This window comes from Mangrovactinospora gilvigrisea, assembly GCF_001879105.1.
GTDB lineage: Bacteria > Actinomycetota > Actinomycetes > Streptomycetales > Streptomycetaceae > Mangrovactinospora > Mangrovactinospora gilvigrisea.
On record NZ_MLCF01000128.1, the window covers coordinates 19,986 to 45,324 of the forward strand.

A 25,339-nucleotide genomic window follows, 5' to 3' on the forward strand; every position below is an offset into this window, starting at 1 on the left:
GCCAACAGGGGCCACGGGATTCTCACCGACTTCTCACCGGCGCTCGACACGTCTCTCAACCGCGCACGCCAACCTGAGGTCGTGACCACAGAACCGCGCCGTTCCCGCAAGGCCGTGCTGAGCCGCATAGCGGCCATCGCGCTGCTCGCGCTCGCGCTCGCCGTCATCTGGGCCGCCGCCACCCAGCCGGCCGGCGCGGACTCCCGCGCCGGCGTCAATCTGACGGTGGTGGCCCGCCGCTGAGTGCCGCCAGCGCCGCCGCCGAGGCGGACGCCAGCCGGTCCAGGTGCCCCTCGGGCAGCGGCGTGCGGACCACCGCCACGCGCCAGTAGAGCGGGCCGATCACCAGGTCCAGCGCGGCGTCCGCGTCCAGGTCGCCGGCGAGCTCGCCGCGCTCCCGCGCATGCTTGAGGACCACCGCGCTGATGCCGCGCTGCGCCTCGCGCAGCGCCGTCGCCAGCGTCGCCGCGATCTCCGGATTGCGGGCCGCCTCGGCGAGCAGGTCGGGGATGATCTGCGAGGCGAGCTTGTGGCGCAGCGCCCAGTTGAGGAAGCCGAGCAGCAGCCGCAGGTCGCCGGTGAGGCTCCCGGTGTCGGGCACCGGCATCCCCATCCGGGCGATCTCCGAGACCGCGTCGATGACCATCGGCAGCTTGGACTTCCAGCGGCGGTAGACGGCCGTCTTGCCGACGCCGGCGCGGCGCGCCACGGCCTCGATCGACAGCCGCCCGTAGCCGACCGCCGCAAGCTCCTGGAACGTGGCCGCGCGGATCGCCTCGGTGACGTCCTCGCGGAGCACGGCGGCTCCCGCGGGCGCACGGCGGGCCCTCTGCTGACCGGTTGTCATGAGCCCATGCTAACGGGCCACGACGATACGGTTGCGTTCCGACGTGGAAATGGCCTACGGTCTACCCCGTCGGACACGTCGCTACGGGACCGTAGCGACGTCGCGGAGAGGGCGGAGGGAGGGCGCATGCGCATGGTGCAGCCGGCCCTCGCCCGCGCCGGATCCCGTCCCGGCCCCGCCGTCTACGCGGGGCGGCTGTGGCGGGCCCGCCACTTCACCGCCGCCTTCGCCGGCGCCCGGCTCGCGGTGCCCGTCGCCCCCACCACGCTGGGCGGCGCCTGGCTGCTGCTCACCCCGCTGCTCAACGCGGTGATCGCCTACCTCCTCTACGGGGTGCTGCTCGGCGAGGCGAACGGCTTCGCCGACCGCGCCACCTATGTGGCCTTCGACGTCATCGGGGCGTTCGTCTTCACCTTCACCCAGGCCTCGCTGCTCGGCGGGACGCGCTGCGTGCGGGCCAACCTCGACCTGGTGCGCGAGATCCGCTTCCCGACCGCCTGCCTGCCGCTCGCCGTGGTGCTGGCGGCGGGGCGTCAGCTGCTGCTCGCGCTCGGCGTGGGCGTGCTGCTGCTCGTCGCGTTCGGGCACCGCCCGGACGCCGGCTGGCTGTGGGCGCTGCCCGCGCTGGTGCTGCAGGCCGTCTTCAACGCCGGGTTGGCGCTGGGCGCGGCGCGGATCTCGGCGCGCACCGGCGAGGCGGCGCTCTTCGCGCCGTTCGTGGCGCGGGCGTGGACGTACGCGTCGGGCGTCGGCTACACCTTCACCCGGCTCGCGGCGGGGGCGCCGCGGCTGCTGCGCACCGCGATAGAGGTGGACCCGCCCGCGGTCTACATGAACCTGGTGCGCGGTGCCCTCATCGGCCGGGCCGCCTCCCGCGGACTGCCCGGGCACGCCTGGGCGCTGGCCCTCGGCTGGGCGTTGATCGCCGCCGCGGCCGGCTACCTCGGCTTCTGGCAGGGGGAGGGCACCTATGGCCAGGGCTGACGGACACCCGGGCGGGCCTCAACCGCAGCGCGAGGCCTCGTGGTCCGCATGCCCCGCCGGCTCCAGCTGCAACGTCGAGTGGTCCAGGTCGAAGTGCCCGCCCAGGCACCGCTGCAGCTCGTCCAGGAGCCGGTCGTGCTCCGCCCGCCCCAGCTCCTCGTCGTCGTCCACCACGACGTGCGCCGACAGCACCGGCAGCCCCGACGTCAGCGTCCACGCGTGCAGGTCGTGGACGTCGGCGACGCGCGGGTGCTCCAGCAGGTGGCGCCGCACCTCGGTGATGTCCACGCCCTCGGGGACGCTCTCCAGCAGGACGTCCAGCCCGCGGCGCAGCAGCTTCCAGGTGCGCGGCAGGATCATCACCGCGATGAGCACCGAGGCGACCGCGTCCGCGCGGTACCAGCCGGTGGCCCAGATCACCGCGGACGAGACCACCACGGCCGCCGCGCCCAGCGCGTCGGAGAGCACCTCCAGGAAGGCGCCCCGGACGTTGAGGCTCTCCGCCTGCCCGCGGCGCAGCAGCATCAGCGAGACGCTGTTGCCGGCGACCGCCAGCAGCGCGAACGCCGCGGCCGGGCCGGCGCCGACCTCGGGCGGGGCGGCGAACCGCGCCACGGCCTGCCACAGGATCACCCCGGCGAGCACGAAGAGCAGCAGCGCGTTGCCGACCGCGGCGAGCACCTCCGCGCGGGCCAGGCCGAAGGTGCGGCGGGCGGTGGCCGGCTTGTTCGCCAGGTGGACGGCGAGCAGCGCGGTGGCCACGCCCAGCGCGTCGGCGGCCATGTGCCCGGCGTCCGCGAGCAGCCCCAGCGAGCCGGTGGCCAGCCCGCCGACCACCTCGACGAGCATGATCGCGCAGGTGATGGCGAGGACCGTGCGCAGCCGCCCGCGATGCGCGGCGGCGGCGGTGCGCAGCCCCGCTCCGTGGTCGTGTCCGTGGTCGTGCCCGGCACCCATACCGCGCGCCTCCCCAGGCGATCGAGATCGTCGGCGTTCGCAAACGACCTCCAGTGAACACCGATGACTGTTCATTCGCAAATGAACAATGAATGTTGTAACCATTCCCAACAACGCGGCCCGAGGAGGAGACGATGAGGACGGATCGGGCACCGGTCCGCCCCGCGGCGAGCGCCGTTCCGGATGCCGATATCCTTTGCCGCTGACTTGAGGTCATGAAAGCCCGTCACCAGCCGTGCGCCAGCACTTCAGGGAGTGAGTTCGTCTGTCGACCGCCATCGTCGTCGGCCCCGGGCCGGGGCCGGACACCGCGCAGTTCGGGTTCAGCAGCCTGCCGCTGCCGCCCGGCTCGGGGCGCTCCGAGCTGGCCGCGGCCCTCGCGGACGTCCCCCCGGGTGAGCGGGTCGCCGTCATCGACGCCCGCTTCACCGGCCATCCGCATGCCCTGCGGCTCGCCCTGATCGACCCCCGCTTCGACGCGGTGCACGTCCCCGGCGTGCTCACCGTCGACGGGCCCGCCCGCGCGGCGCTGGACGCCGCCGTGCGCGCCGCCCCCGGCGGCCTCGCCGATCCGGACGTGCTCGCCGCGGAGCTCGCCTCGGCCGGCGTCGCGCCCGTCGAGCCCGAACTGGGCGAGCTGGTCGCGGCCGTGCCGCGGAACGGCGCCGAGCAGGCCGCCGCGGAGGCGGCGATCGCCGCCGTCGACGACGAGGCGGTGCGGCTGCGCCGGGCCGTGAAGTCCCGCGACGGGTTCTTCACCACCTTCTGCGTCAGCCCCTACTCCCGCTACATCGCCCGCTGGTGCGCCCGGCGCGGCCTGACGCCCAACCAGGTCACCACCGCCTCCCTGGCGGTGGCCGTGATCGCCGCGCTGTGCGCCGCGACCGGCACCCGGATCGGCTTCGTCGCCGCGGGCGTGCTGCTGCTCGCCTCCTTCGTGCTGGACTGCACCGACGGCCAGCTGGCCCGCTACGCGCTGAAGTACTCCAAGCTCGGCGCCTGGCTGGACGCCACCTTCGACCGCGCCAAGGAGTACGTCTTCTACGCGGGCCTGGCGGTCGGGGCGATCAGCGCCGGCGGCGACCGGGTGTGGGCGCTGGCACTGGGCGCGATGATCCTGCAGACCTGCCGGCACGTCGTCGACTTCTCCTACAACGAGGCGTACGCGGACAGCGCCACCAACGACAGCCCCACCGCGGGCATCTCCGACCGGCTGGACGCCGCCGGCTGGACGGTCTGGGCGCGGCGCATCGTGGTCCTCCCGATCGGCGAGCGCTGGGCGCTGATCGCCGTGCTGACGGCGTGCACCACCCCGCGCATCACGCTGGTCGTGCTCCTGATCGCGTGCGGCCTCGCGGCCTGCTACACCACCGCGGGCCGGCTGCTGCGCTCCGTCGCGCGGCGGCGCGCGCGCCGCTCCGAGGCGGCGGCGCGGGCGGTGCGGGAGCTCGCCGACAACGGGCCGATCGCCGACGCGGTGGCCCGGGTGCTGCGCGGGGCGCTCGCCGACGCGCCGGTCCTGGCGGCGCCGCTGATCGCGCTCTTCGCGGTCGCCGTCCAGCTGGGGGCGCTGCTCTTCGGCGGGGCCGGCCACTGGTGGTCGCTGGCCCCCGCCGTGCTCTACGCCCTGTGCGCCGGGGCGGCGACCGCGCGTCCGCTGCGCGGCCCGCTGGACTGGCTCGTCCCGCCGTTCTTCCGGGCCGGCGAGTACCTGACGGTGCTGCTGCTCGCGGCGCTGGCGGTGCCGTCCGGGGCGTCCGGTTCCGACCGGGTGCTGCCCGCGGCGTTCGGGCTGGTGGCGGCGGTCGCCTACCATCACTACGACACGGTGTACCGGATCCGCGGCGGCGCGGGGGCCCCCTCCGCGGCCCTGCGCCGGGGTGTCGGCGGGCAGGAGGGCCGCGTGGTTCTTCTCACCGTCCTCGCCGCGGCGGTGCGCCCCGCGGGATCGCTGGAGCTCGCGTTCACGCTCGTGGCGGCGGTGGTCGCGGCGGTGGTCGTGACCGAGTCCATTCGCTTCTGGATCTCGGCGGAAGCGCCCGCGGTGCATGACGAGGCGGGTGAGGCCGCGTGATGTGCGACCGTTGCCGGGCGACTCGTCCGCTGTACTCACTCGCGCCCACGCGGCGGAGCCGCATGTTCGACAGCAGTCCCGCGCCCCTGCGGGGCGAAGGCTATGACACAGGAGACATCTCATGATCGGCCTCGTGCTGGCCGCCGGCGCCGGGCGGCGTCTGCGCCCCTACACCGACACCCTGCCCAAGGCGCTGGTGCCGGTCGATGGGGAGCGCACCGTCCTGGACCTGACGCTCCGCAACTTCGCCGAGGTGGGCCTCGCCGAGGCCGCCGTCGTCGTCGGCTACCGCGCCGAGGCCGTCGAGGAGCGGCGCGAGAAGCTGGAGCGGCAGTACGGCGTCAAGCTGCGGCTGGTCCGCAACGACAAGGCCGAGGAGTGGAACAACGCCTACTCCCTGTGGTGCGCGCGGGACGTCATCGCCGAGGGCGTCATCCTCGCCAACGGCGACACCGTCCACCCCGTCTCCGTGGAGAAGACGCTGCTCGCCGCCCGCGGGGGCGACCGCAGCATCATCCTGGCGCTGGACACCGTCAAGAGCCTCGCCGACGAGGAGATGAAGGTGATCGCCGAGCCGGAGGCCGGCGTGCGCCGCATCACCAAGCTGATGGACCCGGCCGAGGCCACCGGCGAGTACATCGGCGTCACCCTCATCGAGCCGTCCGCCGCCGCCGGCCTCGCCGACGCGCTGAAGACCACCTTCGAGCGCGACCCGCAGCTGTACTACGAGGACGGCTACCAGGAGCTGGTGGACCGCGGCACCACCGTGCACACCGCCGAGATCGGCGACGTCCCGTGGGTGGAGATCGACAACCACGAGGACCTGGCACGGGGTCGGGAGATCGCGTGCCGGCTCTGACCCGACTGCTGCCCGCACCGGTGGGCATCGACATCCGCGCCGGGGCGCTGGACGAGCTGGCCGGCATCCTCGCCGACCAGCGCGTCGCCACCAGCGGCCGGTTCGCGGTGGCCTACAGCGCCGGCTCGGGCGCGGGCCTGCGCGAGCGGCTGGAGCCGCGGCTGCCCGCCGCCGACTGGTACGAGGTGTGCGGCGGCACCCTCGACGACGCCGTCCAGCTCGCCGACTCGATCCGCTCGGGCCACTACGAGGTCCTGGTGGGCCTCGGCGGCGGCAAGATCATCGACGTGGCGAAGTACGCCGCGGCGCGGGTCGGCGTCTCCGTCGTCTCGGTCGCCACCAACCTCGCCCACGACGGGATCTGCTCGCCCGTCAGCACCCTGGACAACGACGCGGGCCGCGGCTCCTACGGGGTGCCCACCCCGGCGGCCGTCGTCATCGACCTGGACGTGATCCGCCAGGCGCCCGCGCGGTTCGTCCGCGGCGGCATCGGCGACGTGGTGTCGAACATCTCGGCCTGCGCCGACTGGGAGCTCTCCCACCGGGTGACGGGGGAGCAGGTCGACGGCCTCGCCTTCGCCATGGCCCGCAACGCCGGGGAGGCCATACTCAACCACCCCGGCAGCCCCGCCGACGACGCCTTCCTCACCTCGCTCGCCGAGGCGCTGGTGATGTCCGGGATCTCCATGTCGATCGCCGGCAGCTCGCGGCCCTCCTCGGGCGCCTGCCACGAGATCTCCCACGCGCTGGTGCAGCTCTTCCCGCAGCGCGCCACCTCGCACGGCGAGGAGTGCGGGCTGGGCGCGGCGTTCGCCACCCATCTGCGCGGCGAGCACGCGCTGAGCCTGCGCATGGCCGGCTGCCTGGCGCGCCACGGGCTGCCGGTGACGGCCGAGCAGCTGGGCTTCACCCTCGACGAGTTCGTCCGCGCGGTGGAGTTCGCGCCGCGGACCCGTCCGGGGCGCTACACCATCCTCGAACACCTCGACCTCGACCAGGACGCCATCCGGGATGCCTACACCGACTACCTCGCAACCCTCCGGTCCAGTGCAGAACTCACGACCGCGTAAGCCGACGCTCGCCGAGTACCGCGCGGTCGCCCACCCGCCCGGCCTCAAGGAGCGCCGCAGCGGAGAGCACTGGGCGGGCCGGCTGTACATGCGGGACGTCTCCTCCCGCATCAGCCGCCATCTGGTGAACGGGCGGCTGACGCCCAATCACTACACCTGGATCATGACGGTCGCCGGGCTGCTCAGCGGTCCCGCGCTGCTGGTGCCGGGGATCGCCGGGGCGGTGCTGGGCGCCGTCATGATGCAGCTGTACCTGCTGCTGGACTGCATGGACGGCGAGCTGGCCCGCTGGCGGAACCAGAAGTCCGTGGTGGGCGTGTACCTGGATCGGGTGGGCGCCTACCTCGCCGACGCCAGCCTGCTGGCCGGCTTCGGGCTGCGCTGCGCCGGCGTCGGCCAGGGCCACGGGGCGACCGAGCCGTGGTGGGCGGTGCTCGGGGTGGGCGCCGCGCTCTGCGCGATCCTGATCAAGTCCGAGACGGACCTGGTGCACGTCGCCCGCGCCGCCGCCGGGATGCCGGTGATCGGCGAGTCGGCGTCGGTGCCCCGCTCCGGCGGGGTGGCGCTGGCCCGCCGGCTGGCGTCCGGGCTGCAGTTCCACCGCCTGATCGGCGGCATCGAGGCGAGCCTGGTGATCGTCGTGGTCGCGGTCGTCGACCTCTTCGTGGGCGGCGGCCTGACGGTGCAGCGGGTGCTGGTGGTGGTGGTGTGCGCCATCGCGGTTCTCCAGACGGCGCTCCACCTGGCCAGCATCATGTTCTCCAGCAGGCTCCGGTGAGCCGGTGACAGGGAAGGGAGCGTGTTCCCGATGGGCGAGGCGGTAGCGCCGGTGCCCCGCGAGGGCGGGGCCGCGGTGCGCGAGCCGGAGGCGGTGCCGATGCGGCTGGGCGCGGTGGTGCTCACCATGGGCAACCGCCCGGCCGAGCTGACCGCGCTGCTGGAGTCGGTGGCCAGGCAGCAGGGCGCCCCGGTCGAGACGGTGGTGGTGGGCAACGGCGCCCCGCTGCCTCCGCTGCCGGACGGCGTGCGCGGCATCGAGCTGCCCGAGAACCTCGGCATCCCGGCCGGGCGGAACGTCGGCATCGAGGCGTTCGGCCCCAGCGGCCGGGAGGTCGACGCGATCCTCTTCCTCGACGACGACGGCCTGCTGCCGGACGACGACGCGGCCCAGAAGGTCCGCCGGGCGTTCGAGGCGGACGGCCGGCTCGGCATCGTCACCTTCCGGATCGCCGACCCGGAGACCGGCACCACCCAGCGGCGCCACGTGCCGCGGCTGCGCGCCTCGGACCCGCTGCGCTCCTCCCGGGTGACGACGTTCCTGGGCGGCGCCAACGCGGTGCGCACCAAGGTCTTCGCCGAGGCGGGGGAGCTGCCCGGCGAGTTCTTCTACGCCCACGAGGAGACCGACCTGGCCTGGCGGGCCCTGGACCGCGGCTGGGACATCGAGTACCGGGGCGACATCGTGCTGCTCCACCCCAGGACCCCGCCGTCCCGGCACGCCGTCTACCACCGCATGGTGGCGCGCAACCGGGTCTGGCTGGCACGCCGCAACCTGCCCGCCCCGCTGATCCCGCTCTACCTGGGGGTCTGGGTGGCGCTGACGCTGGCGCGCCGCCCCTCGCCCGAGGCGCTGCGCTCCTGGTTCGGAGGATTCCGCGAAGGATGGAACACTCCTTGCGGGGAACGCAGGCCCATGTCGTGGCGGACCGTGTGGCGGCTGACCCGCCTCGGTCGGCCCCCCATCGTCTGACCGGCGGCCGCCATGGACGCATCCAGCCCAGCCAAGGACATCGAGGACACAGAGGACACCGTGTCAACAGTCACCGACATGCCCCCCCTCCCGGGAGCGCCCGAGGGCGCGCCCGAGGACCGGGGGCTCACCCCGAAACAGTTGGCGGACAAGTACGCGCTCGCCGTCAGCGGCCGCCGTCCTGGGCTGGTCACCTATGTCAAGCAGCTGTGGCGGCGCCGCCAGTTCATCGTCTCGTTCGCGACGGCGAAGCTGACGGCCCAGTACACGACCGCCAAGATGGGGCAGCTGTGGCAGGTGCTGACGCCGCTGCTGAACATCCTGGTCTACTACTTCGTGTTCGGTGTGCTGCTGGGCACCAAGCGCAACATCCCGGACTTCATCCAGTACCTGTCCATCGGCGTGTTCATCTTCACGTTCACGCAGCAGGCGGTGCTGCAGGGCACCCGGTCGATCTCCAGCAACCTGGGGCTGATCCGGGCGCTGCACTTCCCGCGGGCGTGCATGCCGATCTCCACCACCGTGCAGCAGCTCCAGCAGCTGCTCTTCTCGCTCGTGGTGATGATCGCGATCGTGCTGGTGGTGCAGCCGCCGACGCTGACCTGGCTGCTGCTGATCCCCGCGCTGGTGCTGCAGTTCGTCTTCAACACCGGCCTGTCGCTGATCGTGGCCCGGCTGGGCGCCAAGGTGACGGACATGGCGCAGCTGGTGCCCTTCATCCTGCGGACGTGGATGTACACGTCCGGCGTGATGTGGAGCCTGACGGTCGTCAGCCACGGCAAGCCCGAGTGGGTGAAGATCCTGCTCGCGGTGAACCCGGCCGCGGTCTACATCGACCTGGCCCGCTACTCGCTGCTGGACTCGTTCCACGCCAACCAGCTGCCGCACCATGTGTGGCTGCTGGCGGTGGCCTGGGCCGTGGTCGTCGGCATCGGCGGGTTCATCTACTTCTGGCGCGCGGAGGAGGAGTACGGACGTGGCTGACAACTCGACTGATCTGCTGGCCGAGGCGGTGGCCCCGGAGGGCCCGCGCTGGGAGACCTTCGTGCGCGAGCTGCCGCCCGAGGAGGGCGGCGGCTATGTGACGGTCACCGTCGACAACGAGACGGGCAGGGAGATCGTCCGCCCCTACCGCAAGGTGGGCACCGAGCCGACGGTCGTCTGCGACGAGCTGCACATCGTCTACAAGGTGTACGGCGCCTCGGCGGGCAAGGGCAGCGCGACCTCGGCGCTGGGCCGGCTGATGCTGCGCCGCCGCGCGGCAGGCGTGCGCGAGGTGCACGCGGTGCGCGGCGTCTCCTTCACCGCCTACAAGGGCGAGTCGATCGGGATCATCGGCTCCAACGGCTCGGGCAAGTCGACGCTGCTCAAGGCGATCGCCGGCCTGCTGCCGGCGGAGCGCGGCGCGGTCTTCACGCACGGCCAGCCCTCGCTGCTGGGCGTCAACGCGGCCCTGATGAACGACCTGACGGGCGAGCGGAACGTGGTGCTCGGCGGCCTGGCGATGGGCATGACGCCGAAGGAGGTGGCGGACCGCTACGAGAACATCGTCGACTTCTCCGGGATCAACGAGAAGGGCGACTTCATCTCGCTGCCGATGCGGACGTACTCCTCCGGCATGGCGGCGCGGCTGCGGTTCTCCATCGCGGCGGCGAAGACGCACGACGTGCTGATGATCGACGAGGCGCTGGCGACCGGCGACGCGAAGTTCCAGAAGCGCAGCGAGCAGCGGATCCGCGAGCTGCGCGAGGAGGCGGGGACGGTCTTCCTCGTCAGCCACAACAACCGCTCGGTGCGCGAGGTCTGCGACCGGGTGCTGTGGCTGGAGAAGGGCAAGCTGATCATGGACGGGCCGACGGAGGAAGTCCTCCAGGCCTACGAGAAGGAGTCCGGCAAGTAGCGGTTCCCGCTCGTCCCGCAGTTCGCGCGGCGCACGGCTCGCCGCCCCTCCGCCCCGGCACCCCGCCCGATCGCCATCGGCGATCGCGGGTGCCGGGGCGGAGGCGTCAGCGCACGCGCGCCTCGAGCGCCCGCTCCCCGCCGCGGAACGGATCCCGGGCGGTGACCCGCACCGCTCCGGCGAGGTCGCGGAGGACCGCGACCGCCTCGCCCAGCGCCGACATCGAAATCACGCGGCCCGGCGGCAACTGCTCGTAGGGGATGACCGGGAGCCAGCCTCCCGCGGTGTGGATCTGGACCCAGGCCGTGCGTTGCGCCTGCTGAGGGTGAGCCATGGTGCGCTCCCTTCGGGGTGGTGCGCTCTCTTGCGGGTGATGCCCAGTTTGTGCGCTTCGGCACCGAAATTCATCGTGAACGTGGCTTTCGCCCGAAGGTGGTGACGTTCGGGCAGATGTTCGTCGGGCAGGTGTGCCCCGCACGGAGGGGTGATCGTCCGGAACCGTGGGCCGAACGGCCCTCGTCCCCCATCCCGACGCGTCCGCGCTTTTGCCTCGGCTATACGATGCGCAAGATGCGAGAGTGACGCGCGGGGGAGCGCGTGCGGTTCCCTGCCGGAATCGCCGGGCCGGATGGCCTGTTGAAGTGAACATGCTTCTGGAGGGGCGGTCCGGCGGGGGTCCCGGACGGGCGCGCCGGGATCGGTGGAGGGTGTGTTCGGTGTAGAACGGGGGATGAAGCGAGCGTGGCAACAATGACCGGTTTTGTGCGGATATTGAACGGTGGCGGAGGTCGATCGGATCGATGACCGTGCAGAGTTGCACACCCGCCGAGGACGGCGTCCTCGCCAAGGCGTCCGCCGAGAACTTTCCGGTCGCCCCGTTCTTCCTGCCCCCCGCCGTGCGCGCGGACGTGATGGCCGTCTACGGCTTCGCCCGCCTCGTCGACGACATCGGCGACGGCGACCTGCCCCCCGGCCGGCAGGACGAGGCCGTCCTCGGCGCGGAGGGCGGCACCCGCATCGAAGTCCTCGACGCCCTCGATCGCGACCTCGACCGCATCTACGCCGACGGCGACGGGCCCCGCCACCCGCTGATGCGCGACCTCGCCGGCACCGTCCGCGCCCACGGCATCCCCGCCGACCCCTTCAAGCGGCTGATCGGCGCCAACCGGATGGACCAGACCGTCCACCGCTACGCCGACTTCCCCGCCCTGCTCGACTACTGCGAGCTGTCCGCCAACCCGGTCGGCGAACTGGTGCTGCGCCTCTTCGACGTGCACACCCCCGAACGGCGCCGCCTCTCCGACCTGGTGTGCAGCGCGCTCCAGGTGATCGAGCACATCCAGGACGTCGCCGAGGACCTCGCCGTGGGCCGCGTCTACCTGCCGCAGGGCGACCTGGCCCGGTTCGGCGTCACCGAGGCGGACCTGGCCCTGCCCGCCGCCCCCGCCCGCGTCCGCGCGCTCATCGCCCATGAGACCGCGCGCGCCACCGACCTGCTGCGCCGCGGCGAGCCGCTCGTCGGCACCGTCCGCGGCCGGCTCCGGGTGCTGCTCGCCGGCTTCGTCGCCGGCGGCCGCGCCCAGCTGCGCGCCATCGAGGCCTCCGGCCACGACGTCCTCGCAGCATCGCCCAAGGCCGACAAGAAGCGGATCGCCGCCGAGGCGGCCCTGCTTCTCGCCCCCTCCCCGCGGCGCCGCCGCCCCCGCAGCACGGCCTCGTCCGCGGGAGAACCGGGGCCACGCACCGCCAACCACCCAGGAAGGTGAGCCGAGGAGTGCCAACCACCCTGCCCCCCGAGGTCGTTGCGGCCTATCGCTACTGCGAGGCCGTCACCGGCATACAGGCCCGCAACTTCGCCTACGGAATCAAGCTGCTGCCCCCGGCGCAGCGGCGCGCCATGTCCGCCGTCTACGCCCTCGCCCGCCGCGTCGACGACATCGGGGACGGCACCCTCGACAACGACACCAAGTTCGCCCGCCTCGGCGAGGTCCGCACCCTCATCGAGCGGGTCGACGAGCGCGCCGTGCGGCCCGAGGACACCGACCCGGTCGCCGTCGCCCTGCAGCACGCCGCCCGCCGCTTCCCCATCCCGATGGAGGCGTTCGGCGAGCTCGTCGACGGCGTCGAGATGGACGTGCGCGGCCAGGAGTACGAGACCTACGAGGAGCTCAAGCTCTACTGCCGGTGCGTCGCCGGCTCCATCGGACGCCTCTCGCTCGGCGTCTTCGGCTGCAGCGACCCCAAGAAGGGGCCCGAGCTCGCCGACACCCTCGGCCTCGCCCTGCAGCTCACCAACATCATGCGGGACGTCCGCGAGGACGCCCTCAACGGCCGCACCTACCTGCCCCGCGAGGAGCTGGAGCAGTTCGGCTGCGAGGCCGGGTTCGCCGGCCCGCTGCCCGCCGGCGCCGACTTCAACGGGCTGATGTCCTTTCAGGCCCGCCGCGCCCAGGCGCTCTTCGACGAGGGCCTGAAGCTGCTCCCGATGCTCGACTGGCGCAGCTCCGCCTGCGTCTCCGCGATGGCCGGCATCTACCACCGGCTGCTCGCCCGGATCGCCGCCGACCCGCGCAGCGTGCTCCGCGGCCGGGTCTCGCTGCCGCCGTGGGAGAAGGCCTCTGTCGCCGTCAAGGGCCTCACCGGAAGGCGGACCTGATGACCGGCGGGCCGCGGCGCGCGGTGGTGGTGGGCGGGGGCCTCGCCGGCATCACGGCCGCGCTCGCCCTCGCCCAGTCGGGCGTCGCCGTCACCCTGCTGGAGGGCCGGCCGCGGCTCGGCGGCCTCGCCTTCTCCTTCCGCCGCGGGGACCTGGACGTCGACAACGGCCAGCATGTCTTCCTGCGCTGCTGCACCGCCTACCGCGACCTGCTGGACCGGATCGGCGGCACCGAGCACGTCGACATCCAGCGCCGCCTGGACGTGCCGGTGGTCTCCGTGCCCCCGGCGCGTCCCGCGGAAGGGGGCGTGCAACGGCTGCCCGGCGCAGAGGAGTTCCGCTACGGGCGGCTCGGCCGCGTCGGCCTGCCCGTCCCGCTGCACCTGGCCGGCAGCCTCGCCCGCTACCCGCACATGAGCCCCGTCGAGCGGGCTTTGGCCGCCAAGGCCGCCCTCGCGCTGCGCGGCCTCGACCCGGCCGACCCCGAGCTGGACCGGCGCAGCTTCGGCGACTGGCTGCGCGAGCAGCGCCAATCCCCGCGCGCCGTCGAGGCGCTGTGGGACCTGGTGGGCGTCGCCACCCTCAACGCCACCGCCGACCGCACCTCGATGGCGCTCGCCGCGATGGTCTTCAAGACCGGGCTGCTCTCCGACCCCGGCGCCTCCGACATCGGCATCTCCCGCGTCCCGCTCGGCCGCATCCACCACGACCTGGCCCGCTCCGCGCTGGAGGCGGCCGGGGTCGGGATCCGGCTGCGCACCCGCGTCGACGGCGTCCGGGCGGTGCCGGGCGGCGGGCCGAAGTGGTCCGTCGCCGCGGGCGGCGCGGAGCTGCCCGCGGACGCCGTGGTCCTCGCCGTCCCGCAGACCGAGGCCCGGCCGCTGCTGCCGGACGGCGCCCTCGACGACCCGGGCCGCCTCGACAAGCTCGCCGACTCGCCGATCATCAACATTCATGCGGTGTACGACCGCCAGGTGATCCGCCGGCCCTTCCTCGCCGTCCTCGGCAGCCCCATCCAGTGGATCTTCGACCGCACCCGGCACTCCGGTCTGATCGCCCATCGGCCCGGCGCCCAGTACATCGCGCTCTCCCAGTCCGCCGCCGACCAGGAGATCGACGCCTCCGTCTCCGTGCTGCGCGAGCGCTTCCTGCCCGAGCTGCAGCGGGTGCTGCCCGCCGCCCGCGGCGCACGTGTGCTCGACTTCTTCGTCACCCGGGAGCGCACCGCCACCTTCGCGCCGGCGCCCGGCAGCGGAGCCCTGCGCCCCACCCAGGCAACCCGGCTGACCGGCCTTCACCTGGCCGGGGCATGGACCGCCACCGGCTGGCCCGCCACCATGGAGGGCGCGGTGCGCAGCGGACTGCGGGCCGCCCGCGGCACGCTGCTCGGACTCGGTGTCCCCGAGATCGAATTGCGACCTGAGTTGAGGAATCGCGAGGCGGTCGCGGACGGTTCCCAGGATGGGCCGTACGGGGGAGACACCCCTGAGCCGACCCGGAAATCGGGTGTGGTCCGGTGATCGGCGCCACCGGTACCCATCAGACTGGCCGGACAGCGAATGGCACGAAGGAAGAAGGAGGCGCCGTGAGCGTTGGACAGGTTGATGTGAGCGCGATCCTGGAGCGCGGCCGCTCCCTGACCACGCCCGTCCTCCGGGAGGCCATCGGCCGGCTCGCACCTCCGATGGACATCGTCGGCTCCTACCACTTCGGATGGACCGACGCCGAGGGCAATCCGGCCACCGGGGCCGCCGGCAAGGGCCTGAGACCCGCCATGGCACTGCTCTCCGCCCAGGTGCCGGGAGCCGACCCCAAGGCCGGCGTACCCGGCGCCGTCGCTGTGGAGCTGGTGCACAACTTCTCGCTGCTGCACGACGACCTGATGGACGAGGACGAGCAGCGCCACCACCGCGCCACCGTCTGGAAGGTGCACGGCCCCGAGCAGGCCATCCTGGTCGGCGACGCGATGTTCGCGCTCGCCAACGAGGTGCTGGTGGAGAGCGGCGGGCCCGAGGCGCTGCGCGCCATCCGCCGACTCACCCGCGCCACCCGCGCGCTGATCGACGGTCAGGCCCAGGACCTCTCCTTCGAGAAGCGCGACCGGGTCTCCGTCGAGGAGTGCCTCGCCATGGAGGGCAACAAGACCAGCGCCCTGCTGGCCTGCTCCGCCTCCATCGGCGCCGTCCTCGGCGGCGCCCCCGACGAGCACGCCGACGCCCTGGAGCGCTACGGCTGGCACCTCGGCCTCGCCTTCCAGGCCGTCGACGACCTGCTCGGCATCTGGGGCGACACCGCCGTCACCGGCAAGCCCTCCTGGGGCGACCTGCGGCAGCGCAAGAAGTCGCTGCCCGTGGTGGCCGCGCTCGCCGCCGGCGGGCCCGCCTCCGACCGCCTCGCCCGACTCCTCGCCACCCCTGCCGACGGAGAGGAGACGGAGGAGCAGCTCGCCGAGCGCGCCCGGCTGATCGAGGACGCCGGCGGCCGCGCCTGGACGCAGGAGGAGGCCGAGCGCCGCCACCGCGCCGCCCTCACGGCCCTCGACGACGTCCCGATGGACGCCGAGGTCCGCAACGCTTTCGTCGCTCTCGCCGAATTCGTCGTCGTACGGAAGAAGTGACCGCATGTCCCCCAGCCCCGAAAGAGAGCCCGCCGCCGGCTCCTCCGTCGCCGACCCCGCCGCTGCTGCCGCGGCCGAGGGTGCCGTCCGGCCCGGGGGCGGCGATGACGCCGTGCGCGAGCGCGCCGCCGAGACCCTGCGCGCCGCCTCCGACAACCTGCTGGCCCGGCAGAGCGACGAGGGCTGGTGGAAGGGCGACCTGGAGACCAACATCACCATGGACGCGGAGGACCTCCTGCTCCGGGAGTTCCTCGGCATCCGCGACGCCGAGCGCACCGAGTCGGCGGCCCGCTGGGTCCGCTCCCAGCAGCAGGACGACGGCACCTGGGCCACCTTCTACGGCGGCCCGTCCGACCTGTCGGCCACCATCGAGGGCTATGTGGCGCTCCGGCTCGCCGGGGACGACCCCGAGGCCCCGCACATGGCCGCCGCCTCCGCCTGGGTGCGCAAGCAGGGCGGGATCGTCAAGTCCCGCGTCTTCACCCGGATCTGGCTGGCCCTCTTCGGGTGGTGGCCGTGGGAGCGGCTGCCCGAGATGCCGCCCGAGATCATGTTCCTGCCCAAGTGGATGCCGCTGAACATCTACTCGTTCGCCTCCTGGGCGCGGCAGACCATCGTGCCGCTGACCGTGGTCGGCTCGCGCCGGCCGCGCCGCCCGGCGCCGTTCCGCCTCGACGAGCTGCACGCCGACCCGGAGGACCCGTACAAGCCCGCGCCGCCGGCCCCGGCGGCCAGCTGGGAGGGCGTCTTCCAGCGGCTCGACAAGATCCTGCACGTCTACCACAAGCACCACTCCAAGCGGCTGCGGAAGATGGCCAAGCACCAGGCGGTGCGCTGGATCATCGAACGCCAGGAGAACGACGGCTGCTTCGGCGGCATCCAGCCCCCGGCGGTCTACTCGCTGATGGCCCTCTACCTGGAGGGCTACGACATCGACCACCCGGTGATGCGGGCCGGGCTGAAGGCGCTGGACGACTTCTCGGTGGCCCGCCGCGGCGGCGCCCGGATGGTCGAGGCCTGCCAGTCGCCGGTCTGGGACACCTGCCTCGCGGTCGTCGCGCTCGCCGACGCCGGCCTGCCCCGCGACCACCCGGCGCTGGTCAGGGCCGGCGACTGGATGGTCCAGGAGGAGGTCGCCAAGCGCGGCGACTGGGCCGTGCAGCGGCCCCGGCTGGGCGCCTCCGGCTTCGCCTTCGAGTTCCAGAACGACAACTACCCGGACGTGGACGACACCGCCGAGGTGGTGCTCGCGCTGCGGCGCGTCGACACCACCGACAACCGGCGGCGGGACGCGGCGATCCGGCGGGCCGCCAACTGGGCCGCCGGCATGCAGTCCAAGGACGGGGCGTGGGGCGCCTTCGACGCCGACAACACCAGCCGGTTCCCCAACCGGCTGCCGTTCTGCGACTTCGGCGAGGTCATCGACCCGCCGTCCGCGGACGTCACCGCGCACATGGTGGAGATGCTCGCCGACCTCGGCTTCTCCGGTCACCCCCGGACGCGCCGCGGCGTCGCCTGGCTGCTGCGCGAGCAGGAGCCGGACGGCTCGTGGTTCGGGCGCTGGGGCGTCAACTACATCTACGGGACGGGGTCGGTGGTGCCCGCGCTGGTCACCGCCGGCATCCCGGTGACGCACCCGTCCATCCGGCGCTCCGTCACCTGGCTGGAGGAGCACCAGAACACCGACGGCGGCTGGGGCGAGGACCTGCGCTCCTACCACGACCCGTCGGAGTGGGCCGGCCGCGGCGAGTCGACCGCGTCGCAGACCGCGTGGGCGCTGATGGCGCTGCTCGCGGCGGGCGAGGACGATTCGGAGGCGGTGCGGCGCGGCGTGGAGTACCTGGGCCGCACCCAGCAGGAGGACGGTTCCTGGGACGAGCCGCAGTTCACCGGCACCGGCTTCCCCTGGGACTTCTCCATCAACTACCACCTGTACCGGATGGTCTGGCCCATCACCGCGCTGGGCCGCTACGTCCACGGCGGCCCGGCGGACACCCACTCCGGCTCCCCGGCCGTCCGCACCGCGGCCTGACGGCCGCGGCACTCCCTCGCCCGGCGCCCCCGGCGGACGGCGAAGCCGTCCGGGTGGGGCGCCGGGGCGAAGGGGCGGCAACCGCAACCCAAGGAAACCGGAAGATGACAAGACCGCTGCTCGTCGTCTGCGCACTGCCGACCGAGCACCACGCGCTGCGCGGCGGCAACTGGTCCGCCGCCCGCGCCCGCGCGGGCGTGCTGCGCACCGGCATGGGCGCCGTCCGCGCCCACCGCGCGATGGCCCGCACCCTCGCCCGCCCCGACGCCGCCGACGCGGCGGTGATCGCGTCCGGCTTCTGCGCCGCCACCGACCCCTCCATCGCGCCGGGCGGCTTCGTGGTGCCCGACGAGGTGTGGGACAAGTCGGGGATCGTGCCCTGCCCGGGCGCCGAGCCCCTCGCCGAACTGCTGCGCGCCCAGGGGCTGACGGTCCATCGGGGCGTCCTGGTCTCCGCCGACCACGTGGTCCGCGGCCCCGAGCGCGCCGAACTGCACGAGACCGGCGCCATCGGCGTCGACATGGAGTGCGCCGCCACCGTGCGCGTCGCGGCGCGCACCGACCCCGACCGGCCCGTCGCCGTCGCCCGCGTGGTCGTCGACACCCCGGTCAGCGAGCTCTTCCGGCCCGCGACGATCAGGAACGGGCTGCACGCCTACCGGGCCCTGAAGGCCGCCGTCCCCGCCTTCCTGGAGTGGCAGGCGCGCACCGGAACCGACACCACGACGAGCAGCGAGAACAAGGCGGTGGAGGCATGACCTTCGACATCAACCGGCTGCTGAAGGAGCGCGGCGGCGAGCGCTACGAGCTGCAGGAGAAGTACGTCAACCCGCAGCTGCGCAAGATGCTGCACACCATCGGCTTCGACAAGACGTACGTGCGGGGCGAGGGCGCCTACTTCTGGGACGAGCAGGGCGACGACTACCTGGACATGCTCGCCGGGTTCGGCGTCCAGGGCCTGGGCCGGCACCACCCGGTGGTGCGGCAGGCGCTGCACGACGTCCTCGACGCCCAGCTGCCCGACCTCACCCGCTTCGACTCCTCGCCGCTGCCCGGGCTGCTCGCCGAGAAGCTGCTGGCCCACTCGCCGCACCTGGACCGGGTCTTCTTCGGCAACAGCGGGACGGAGGCGGTGGAGACGGCGGTCAAGTTCGCCCGCTACGCCACCGGCAAGCCGCGGGTCGTCTACTTCGACCACGCCTTCCACGGGCTGACCACCGGCGCACTCTCCGTCAACGGCGAGGACGGCTTCCGCAAGGGGTTCGCCCCGCTGCTGCCGGACACCTCGATCGCGGTGGGCGATCTGGAGGCGCTGCGGCGCGAGTTGAAGCGCGGCGATGTCGCCGGGCTGATCGTCGAGCCCATCCAGGGCAAGGGCGTCACCCCCACCCCGCCCGGGTTCCTGCGCGCCGCGCAGGAGCTGCTCCACCAGCACAAGGCGCTGCTCATCCTCGACGAGGTGCAGACCGGGCTGGGCCGCACCGGCGACTTCTACGCCTACCAGCACGAGGAGGGCGTGCAGCCGGACCTGATCGCCGTCGCCAAGATGCTCTCCGGCGGCTACATCCCGGTGAGCGCCACGCTCGGCAAGGACTGGATCTTCCGATCGGTCTACTCCTCGATGGACCGGGTGCTGGTGCACTCGGCGAGCTTCGGCTCCAACGCCCAGGCGATGACGGCCGGGTTGGCCGTCCTCCAGGTGATGGAGGACGAGGGGATCGTGGAGAACGCCCGAAAGACCGGCGACCTGCTGCGCGGCCGGCTGGAGGCGCTGGTCGACCGCTACGAGCTGCTGGCGGACGTGCGCGGCCGCGGGCTGATGATCGGCATCGAGTTCGGCCGGCCCAAGGGGCTGAAGCTGCGCAGCCAGTGGGCGATGCTGCAGGCGGCGCGGAAGGGGCTCTTCGCGCAGATGGTGGTGGTGCCGCTGTTCCAGAAGCACCGCATCCTCACCCAGGTGTCGGGGGACCACCTGGAGGTCATCAAGCTGATCCCGCCGCTGGTCATCGGAGAGCCGGAGGTGGACCGGTTCGTCACGGCCTTCGAGGACGTGATGGACGCGGCCCACTCCGGCTCCGGGCTGGTCTGGGACTTCGGCAAGACCTTGATCAAGCAGGCTGTCGCGAACCGGTGACCGGCTCCTTCTCCGGCTCCTGACGGGCGATCACCGTCTCCGGGGCCCGCCGCCCGGCGAGGGCGCGGGCCCGGACGGAGAGCAGGGCGGCGACGATCAGCACCGCGCCGCCGGCGACGAGGGTGACCGGGACGGAGGCGGCGTCGACGACGGCGCCGCCGGCCGCCGCGCCCAGGGCGATGGCGAGGTTGAAGGCGAAGGTGCCCAGCGCGCCCGCCGTCTCGGTGGCCTGCGGGGCGGCCCGGAAGATGTCGAGCAGCAGCAGCGCCGGCGCGGCGCCGTAGCCGAGGCCCCAGAGCAGCAGCATCGCGGTCCCGCTGCCGGTGCCGTGCGCCAGCAGCGGCAGCGTCAGCGGGGCGAGCGCGGTCACCAGCACCAGCGCGCCCGTCGTCCAGGAGCGCCCGGAGCGGGACACCAGCGGCACCCCGACGAAGTTGCCGATCAGCCCGGCCGCCCCGTAGAGGGCGAGCAGCACCCCGACCGTGCCGGCGGCCACCCCGGCGAGGTCGCGCAGCGCGGGCGTCACATAGGTGTAGGCGGCGAAGTGCCCCAGGACGGCGAGGAACTGGGCGGCCAGCGCCCAGCGTACGGCCCGGCCGGCGGGGCCGCCGAGGACGGCGCCGATCCGGGTGGAGTCCGCCGCGGACGGCGCCGGCAGCCTGGGGACGAGCAGCGCGATCGCGGCGCCGATCGCCAGCGCCGCGACGGCCAGCACGAGAAACGCGGCGCGCCAGCCGGCCGCCCGGCCGATCAGCGCGGTCGCCGGCACCCCGGCGACGTTGGCGACCTGCACCCCGCCGAGGATCAGCGTGGTGGCCCGTCCGACGGCCGGGGCCGGCACCAGCCGCGGCCCCAGCCCGGCGGCCACCGACCAGAAGACGCCGATCGCCAGGCCGGTGAGCAGCCGGGCGGCGAGCAGCACGGGGAAGGCGGGCGCCAGTGCGGCCGCCAGGTTGGCGACGGCCAGCGTCCCGGAGGAGGCGAGCAGCAGGGTGCGGCGGTCGGCGCGGCCGCCGCGCAGCGCGAAGAGCAGCGCGGTGGCGGCGGCGACCAGGCCGGGCGCGGTCATCGCCAACCCGGCGGTTCCGGTGTTGACATGGAGCCCGGCGGCCATCTGCGGAAGCAGGCCGACGGGCGCCATTTCGCTGGTGACGACGGTCAGGGAGCCGACGGCGACGACGGTCACTGGGAGGTAGTGGCGGGAGGTGGTGTCCATGGGCGCAACGATGCTGCGGCGGCGGAGCGGGAACAACGGCGATTCGAGGATGGTTCGATAAGCGTGGTTAATCGCTACGCGGAGCGCCCCGCACAGCCGGCCCGGCCGTCCTCGCCGTCCTCCCCGGCTTACCAGGGGTACCAGGGATCGCTGGAACTGCGCGAACTGGAGGCGTTCCTGGCGCTCGCCGACGAGCTCCACTTCGGCCGCGCCGCCGAGCGCCTGACGGTCTCCCAGGGGCGGGTGAGCCAGCTGCTGGCCGCGCTGGAGCGGCGGATCGGCGGCCGGCTGCTGGAGCGCACCAGCCGCAGCGCGGCGCTCACCCCGCTCGGTGCGCGGCTGCTGGCCGATCTGCGCCCCGCGTACGCCGCGCTGCGGAACGCGGTCGCCGGGGCGGCCGAGGAGGCCCGCGGCGTCGCGGGGACGCTGCGGCTGGGCTTCGTCGGCATCCCCGACTCGGTCTTCCAGGAGCTGGCCCAGACCTTCCGGGACCGCTACCCGTGCTCCGACGTGTCGATCGTGGAGGCCCCGCTCGCCGACCCGTTCGGCCCGCTGCAGCGCGGCGAGGCGGACGTGATGCTGCTGCGCGGCCCGCTGGTCGGCCCGGTGCCGGGCGTGCAGGTGGGGCCGGCGGTGTGCCGGGGGCCGCGCGGGCTCGCCCTGTCGGCCCGTCACCCGCTCGCCGGGCGGGACTCGCTGGCCGCCGAGGAGCTCGCCGAGGTGCCGCTCATCGGGGTGCCCGAGGACGCGCCGCGCGCCTGGCGCGAGCTGTTCGCGCCGGAGCGGACGCCCGCGGGCCGGACGATCGCGAGCGGCTGCCGCGCCAACACCCTCCAGGAGGCGCTGTCCTTGGCGGCGGCGGGCCGCGGCGGGCTGCTCTTCGGGCTGGAGGCGGCGGACTACCTCTTCCGCCGCGACATCGCCTTCGTCCCCGTCGACGGCCTCCCCGACGGCAACCTCTCCCTCGTCCGCCCGCTGGGCCCGCCCACCCCCCGGGTCGCCGCCTTCGCGGCCCTCGTCGCGGACTTCACCCCGGCCGGGGCGGGCTAGACCTCCAGAAGCGGGCTAGACCTCCAGCCCCTCCTCGATCCGCGCCAACCGGTGCCGTGCGAAGGCGAGGTTGGCGCGGGCGCGGTTGAGCGCCAGGAAGAGGAACAGCCCCTTGCTCCCGTGATGCGTCAGCGGCCGGATCACGTGGTACTGCCCGGCCAGCGTCACCAGCACGTCCTCGATCACCTCGCCCTGCAGATTCAGCATCTCCAGCGTCCGCATCTCGGCCCGGACCACGTCCGTGTTGCCGGCCGACGCCACATTCAGGTCGAAGTCCTTGCCGGAGCCGAGCGTGCCCAGCGCCATGCCGCTGTTGTAGTCGACCAGCGCCACCCCCAGCGCCCCCTCGATCTGCATGGCTTCCTTCAGCGCGGTCTCCATGTTCGCCATCGCGCGCGACTCCTCATCGATAGATCGACAACCACCGTGGGACACAGACGTTGCAGACGCTCAGTGGCTTTCCGCGCCGGGCCACGGCGAAACGGCATGCCCGCCGACAGCCTGCTCCCCGACGTGCAGCGCGTCCGGCTCGGCCGCCGCGTCCAGCGGCCCCGCCGCGCCCGCCGGCCCCGGGCCGCCGAAGAGCAGCCCCTGCCCCAACTCGCAGCCGAGCCGCGCCAGCCGGTAGGCCTGCGCGGCCGTCTCGACGCCCTCCACGGTCACCGTCAGGGTCAGCGCCCGGGCCAGCTGGGTGAGCGCGGCGACGATGCGGGCGTCGACCCCGTCCAGGCCCTCGCCGCCGCGCAGGCCCTCCGCGAAGGAGCGGTCCAGCTTCAGCGCGTCCACCGGCAGGGTGCGCAGATAGGCGAGGCTGGAGTAGCCGGTGCCGAAGTCGTCCAGCGCCAACCGGATGCCCAGCGCGGACAGTTCGCGCAGCGACTCCGGCGAGCGGTGGCCCTCGATCACCGCCGACTCGGTGAGCTCCAGCTGCAGCCGCTCGGGCGGCAGCCCGGTCTCCCGCAGCACCCGGTCGACCTCGCCGGCCAGGCCCTCGTCCGCGCACTGCCGGGGGGAGAGGTTGACGGAGACGGAGGGCGCCCGCGCCGGATCGCGCCGCCGCCATGCCTCGGCCTGCCGGCACGCCTTCTCCAGCACGAACCGGCCGAGCTCGGCGATCATGCCGTTGTCCTCGGCGAGGTGGATGAACTGCCCCGGGGCGAGCACCCCGTGCTCCGGGTGCCGCCAGCGCACCAGCGCCTCCGCGGCGACCGGGAAGCCGTCCGGGAGGCGGACGATGGGCTGGTAGAGGACGAAGAACTCGCCGCGCTCCAGCGCCCGGGGGAGCTGCGCGCCGAGCCGGTAGCGGGCGGTCTGGCGGGCGTCCCGCTGGGCGTCGAAGACCGCGAACCGGCCCTTGCCGGCCGCCTTCGCCCAGTACAGCGTCATGTCCGCGGCGCGCATCGCGTCGGCGGCGTCGGTGCCGGCGACCGGGCGCTCCACCACGCCGGCCGAGGCGGTGATGCGCACCTCCTGGCCGGGCTTGCCGAACGCGCAGTCCGCGGCGCGCAGCGCGGTGCGCGCCACCCACTCGGCGTCGGCGGGGCCCGAGGAGCGCTCCAGCAGGACGACGAACTCGTCGCCGCCGAGCCGGGCGACGAGCCGGCCGGGGCCGGCGAGGGCGTCGTGCAGCCGGCGGGCGACGCGGGTCAGCAGCTCGTCGCCGACCTGGTGGCCGGCGGTGTCGTTGACTTCCTTGAAGCCGTCCAGGTCGAGGTAGCACAGGCCGAGGCGGGCGCCGGGCGGGGCGTCGCGGAAGACGGCGGCGAGCCGCTCGTGGAAGCCGGCCCGGTCGGTGAGGCCGGTGAGCGGGTCGCGTCCGGGCAGGCCGGGCGCCCCCGTCGAGCCGGGGGTGCGGGGCCCGGGGATGGCGGCGGGCCGGGGGAGTTGGGGCCGCGGGGCGGCCTCCAGGGCGGCGCCCACCAGGATGCCCTGGAGGTGGGCGAAGCCGGCCGCCTCGGCGGGGGAGGCGGCCGCGGCGGTCAGCAGATGGCTCCCGACGACGGAGACGGTGGCGCCGATCGCGTCGGCGTCGGCGAGGCCGTTGGCGGCGAGCTCGCGGCCGACCGCGGCGAACTCGGCGGCGGCGGTGGTGGGGGCGCCGGTCGCGGCGGCGCGCAGCAGACGGTCCGTCAGCGCGGCGAGCAGGGGCCGCAGCCGGAGGGTCGGGCCGGGGTGGTGGGCGAGGGCGTTGCACCACTCGTCGAGCAGGGCCGCGTGCTCCGCGGGATCGACCGCGGCGCCGGGCGCGGGGTGGGCGCGCGCGGCGGGGCTGCTGCCGGGCTCGGCCTCGCCCTGCTCCGCCGTCTGACGACCGCTCATCCTTCTTCCGTCCCCGTCGCCCGTGTGTTGCGATGTGGCGGCCGGATCATCGGACGAGAACAGCTCAACCACAGCGCGAATCATATGGTCGTCATATGCGTCATGGGTAACATTCGGCGGCTTCCGGCCAAGGCCGAGGCGGGCGCACGGTTGCACGGCGGGCGCATCGGCGGCCGCGCACCACCGGTCGCGCGCCCCGGGATGACGGTCCGTGAGACGCCGATGACCGCCAGCCGACCCGGCGGAGCGGGTCGGGGCAGGATGGATAGGCGGATTTCCATCTGTCCGGACGGTAGGTTTGGGCGGGACGGGGATCACGGGGAAGGGGCTGGGCCATGGAGGTCGTGGCGGCGGAATCGCGGCTGGTGGCGGTGACGGTGCACGCGGTGGGCGCGGAGTGCCGCCGCGCGGTGCGGGTCGAGGTCCCGGCGGGCGCCGAGGCGGTCCGCGTCCGGGTGCCGGGGCTGCCGCGGACGGTCGACCCGGCGGCGCTGCGGGCGGGCGTGACCGCGCCGGGCGTGACGGTGACGGACGTCCGCCTCTCGCTCGGCGCGGAGCTGGGCCCCTCGGAGCAACTCCCGGAGCTGGTGCACGCGGTGGAGCGCGCGGAGCGCGAGCTCGCCGAGGCGGAGGCGCGCCGCGAGCGGCTGACGCTGCGCGTCGCGGAGACGGCGGCGCTGCGGGCGGTGACGCCTCGCGGGAAGCGCGGCGATTCGCCGCGGCCGGCGCCGGTGGAGGCGCGGCTGGCGCTGGCCGCGTTCGTGGACGCACGCCTGGAGAGCCTGCACGCGGCGCTGGAGCGGGCCCGCCAGGACGCCGACGACGCGCGCCACGCGGTGGCCCTCGCCCGCGCCCGCCGCGACGAGGCCACCAC

At 74.0% G+C, this 25,339-nt stretch carries 24 protein-coding genes; 18 read left to right on the forward strand and 6 right to left on the reverse strand.

Annotated elements, in window-relative coordinates:
• Positions 1-81 precede the first annotated feature (81 nt).
• Entirely contained in the window at positions 82-243 is a 162-nt protein-coding gene (locus BIV57_RS25400; RefSeq protein ID WP_175548806.1) for a hypothetical protein, read from the forward strand.
• Here BIV57_RS25400 and BIV57_RS19870 read toward each other — a convergent pair.
• A complete protein-coding gene (locus BIV57_RS19870) occupies positions 215-847 on the reverse strand; it encodes a TetR/AcrR family transcriptional regulator (protein WP_071658217.1) in 633 nt (210 codons plus the stop codon). The two genes, BIV57_RS25400 and BIV57_RS19870, sit on opposite strands and share 29 nt — an antisense overlap.
• Positions 848-973: 126 nt before the next feature.
• Between BIV57_RS19870 and BIV57_RS19875 the strand changes: the two genes are divergently transcribed.
• A complete protein-coding gene (locus BIV57_RS19875) occupies positions 974-1,831 on the forward strand; it encodes an ABC transporter permease (protein WP_071658218.1) in 858 nt (285 codons plus the stop codon).
• 18 nt (positions 1,832-1,849) lie between these two features.
• On the opposite strand, the gene BIV57_RS19880 is transcribed toward BIV57_RS19875, so the two are convergent.
• Positions 1,850-2,788: a cation diffusion facilitator family transporter gene (locus BIV57_RS19880; protein ID WP_071658219.1), complete on the reverse strand. Its 939-nt coding sequence runs from the start codon at positions 2,786-2,788 to the stop codon at positions 1,850-1,852.
• A 265-nt stretch (positions 2,789-3,053) separates the two neighbouring features.
• On the opposite strand from BIV57_RS19880, the gene BIV57_RS19885 reads away from it, so the two are divergent.
• The 7 genes from BIV57_RS19885 to BIV57_RS19915 all read left to right on the forward strand — a co-directional run bounded on the left by BIV57_RS19885 (position 3,054) and on the right by BIV57_RS19915 (position 10,441).
• Positions 3,054-4,862: a DUF5941 domain-containing protein gene (locus BIV57_RS19885; RefSeq protein ID WP_071658220.1), complete on the forward strand. Its 1,809-nt coding sequence runs from the start codon at positions 3,054-3,056 to the stop codon at positions 4,860-4,862.
• Between the two features lie 121 nt (positions 4,863-4,983).
• Positions 4,984-5,721, forward strand: coding sequence for a phosphocholine cytidylyltransferase family protein (locus BIV57_RS19890; protein WP_071658221.1), 738 nt, complete (start codon positions 4,984-4,986; stop codon positions 5,719-5,721).
• Positions 5,709-6,791 carry an iron-containing alcohol dehydrogenase family protein gene (locus tag BIV57_RS19895; protein WP_071658222.1) on the forward strand — a complete coding sequence of 361 codons (1,083 nt, stop codon included), beginning with the start codon at positions 5,709-5,711 and terminating at the stop codon, positions 6,789-6,791. The genes BIV57_RS19890 and BIV57_RS19895 overlap by 13 nt, the downstream gene beginning before the upstream one ends.
• Positions 6,733-7,569 (forward strand): CDP-alcohol phosphatidyltransferase family protein, encoded by an 837-nt coding sequence (locus BIV57_RS19900; protein ID WP_071658223.1) that lies wholly within the window; start codon positions 6,733-6,735, stop codon positions 7,567-7,569. Before BIV57_RS19895 ends, BIV57_RS19900 begins: the two co-directional genes overlap by 59 nt.
• Positions 7,570-7,668: 99 nt before the next feature.
• Positions 7,669-8,541 (forward strand): glycosyltransferase family 2 protein, encoded by an 873-nt coding sequence (locus BIV57_RS19905; RefSeq protein ID WP_071658237.1) that lies wholly within the window; start codon positions 7,669-7,671, stop codon positions 8,539-8,541.
• Positions 8,542-8,619: 78 nt separating this feature from the next.
• Positions 8,620-9,525: an ABC transporter permease gene (locus BIV57_RS19910; RefSeq protein ID WP_175548807.1), complete on the forward strand. Its 906-nt coding sequence runs from the start codon at positions 8,620-8,622 to the stop codon at positions 9,523-9,525.
• A gap of 133 nt (positions 9,526-9,658) precedes the next feature.
• Positions 9,659-10,441, forward strand: a complete 783-nt coding sequence (locus BIV57_RS19915; protein WP_071658239.1) for an ABC transporter ATP-binding protein — start codon at positions 9,659-9,661, stop codon at positions 10,439-10,441.
• A 106-nt stretch (positions 10,442-10,547) separates the two neighbouring features.
• Here the strand turns inward: BIV57_RS19915 and BIV57_RS19920 are convergent, their stop codons facing one another.
• Positions 10,548-10,775: a Rieske (2Fe-2S) protein gene (locus tag BIV57_RS19920; RefSeq protein ID WP_071658224.1), complete on the reverse strand. Its 228-nt coding sequence runs from the start codon at positions 10,773-10,775 to the stop codon at positions 10,548-10,550.
• 466 nt (positions 10,776-11,241) lie between these two features.
• Between BIV57_RS19920 and hpnC the strand changes: the two genes are divergently transcribed.
• From hpnC to BIV57_RS19955, 7 genes are all read left to right on the forward strand, one after another.
• Positions 11,242-12,207 (forward strand): squalene synthase HpnC, encoded by a 966-nt coding sequence (hpnC, locus tag BIV57_RS19925; RefSeq protein ID WP_071658225.1) that lies wholly within the window; start codon positions 11,242-11,244, stop codon positions 12,205-12,207.
• Positions 12,208-12,227: 20 nt separating this feature from the next.
• Complete coding sequence (hpnD, locus tag BIV57_RS19930; protein ID WP_107409640.1) at positions 12,228-13,097, forward strand: presqualene diphosphate synthase HpnD; 870 nt, start codon at positions 12,228-12,230, stop codon at positions 13,095-13,097.
• Positions 13,097-14,617, forward strand: coding sequence for a hydroxysqualene dehydroxylase HpnE (gene hpnE, locus BIV57_RS19935; RefSeq protein WP_071658227.1), 1,521 nt, complete (start codon positions 13,097-13,099; stop codon positions 14,615-14,617). The genes hpnD and hpnE overlap by 1 nt, the downstream gene beginning before the upstream one ends.
• A gap of 65 nt (positions 14,618-14,682) precedes the next feature.
• Positions 14,683-15,714, forward strand: a complete 1,032-nt coding sequence (locus tag BIV57_RS19940; protein ID WP_071658228.1) for a polyprenyl synthetase family protein — start codon at positions 14,683-14,685, stop codon at positions 15,712-15,714.
• A 4-nt stretch (positions 15,715-15,718) separates the two neighbouring features.
• Complete coding sequence (gene shc, locus BIV57_RS19945) at positions 15,719-17,746, forward strand: squalene--hopene cyclase (RefSeq protein WP_071658229.1); 2,028 nt, start codon at positions 15,719-15,721, stop codon at positions 17,744-17,746.
• Between the two features lie 104 nt (positions 17,747-17,850).
• Positions 17,851-18,504: a phosphorylase family protein gene (locus tag BIV57_RS19950; protein WP_071658230.1), complete on the forward strand. Its 654-nt coding sequence runs from the start codon at positions 17,851-17,853 to the stop codon at positions 18,502-18,504.
• Positions 18,501-19,880, forward strand: a complete 1,380-nt coding sequence (locus BIV57_RS19955) for an aspartate aminotransferase family protein (protein ID WP_071658231.1) — start codon at positions 18,501-18,503, stop codon at positions 19,878-19,880. Before BIV57_RS19950 ends, BIV57_RS19955 begins: the two co-directional genes overlap by 4 nt.
• Here the strand turns inward: BIV57_RS19955 and BIV57_RS19960 are convergent.
• Positions 19,855-21,096: an MFS transporter gene (locus BIV57_RS19960; protein ID WP_071658232.1), complete on the reverse strand. Its 1,242-nt coding sequence runs from the start codon at positions 21,094-21,096 to the stop codon at positions 19,855-19,857. The genes BIV57_RS19955 and BIV57_RS19960 overlap by 26 nt on opposite strands.
• 63 nt (positions 21,097-21,159) lie before the next feature.
• Here BIV57_RS19960 and BIV57_RS19965 point away from each other — a divergent pair, with 63 nt between their 5' ends.
• Positions 21,160-22,146: a LysR family transcriptional regulator gene (locus BIV57_RS19965; RefSeq protein WP_217651748.1), complete on the forward strand. Its 987-nt coding sequence runs from the start codon at positions 21,160-21,162 to the stop codon at positions 22,144-22,146.
• A gap of 15 nt (positions 22,147-22,161) precedes the next feature.
• Here the strand turns inward: BIV57_RS19965 and BIV57_RS19970 are convergent, their stop codons facing one another.
• On the reverse strand, positions 22,162-22,536 hold the full coding sequence (locus BIV57_RS19970) for a hypothetical protein (RefSeq protein WP_071658233.1): 375 nt from the start codon (positions 22,534-22,536) through the stop codon (positions 22,162-22,164).
• A gap of 60 nt (positions 22,537-22,596) precedes the next feature.
• Positions 22,597-24,465: a putative bifunctional diguanylate cyclase/phosphodiesterase gene (locus tag BIV57_RS19975; RefSeq protein ID WP_071658234.1), complete on the reverse strand. Its 1,869-nt coding sequence runs from the start codon at positions 24,463-24,465 to the stop codon at positions 22,597-22,599.
• A 335-nt stretch (positions 24,466-24,800) separates the two neighbouring features.
• On the opposite strand from BIV57_RS19975, the gene BIV57_RS19980 reads away from it, so the two are divergent.
• The coding region (locus BIV57_RS19980; RefSeq protein ID WP_139275732.1) for a DUF4140 domain-containing protein at positions 24,801-25,339 on the forward strand (539 nt) is incomplete at its 3' end.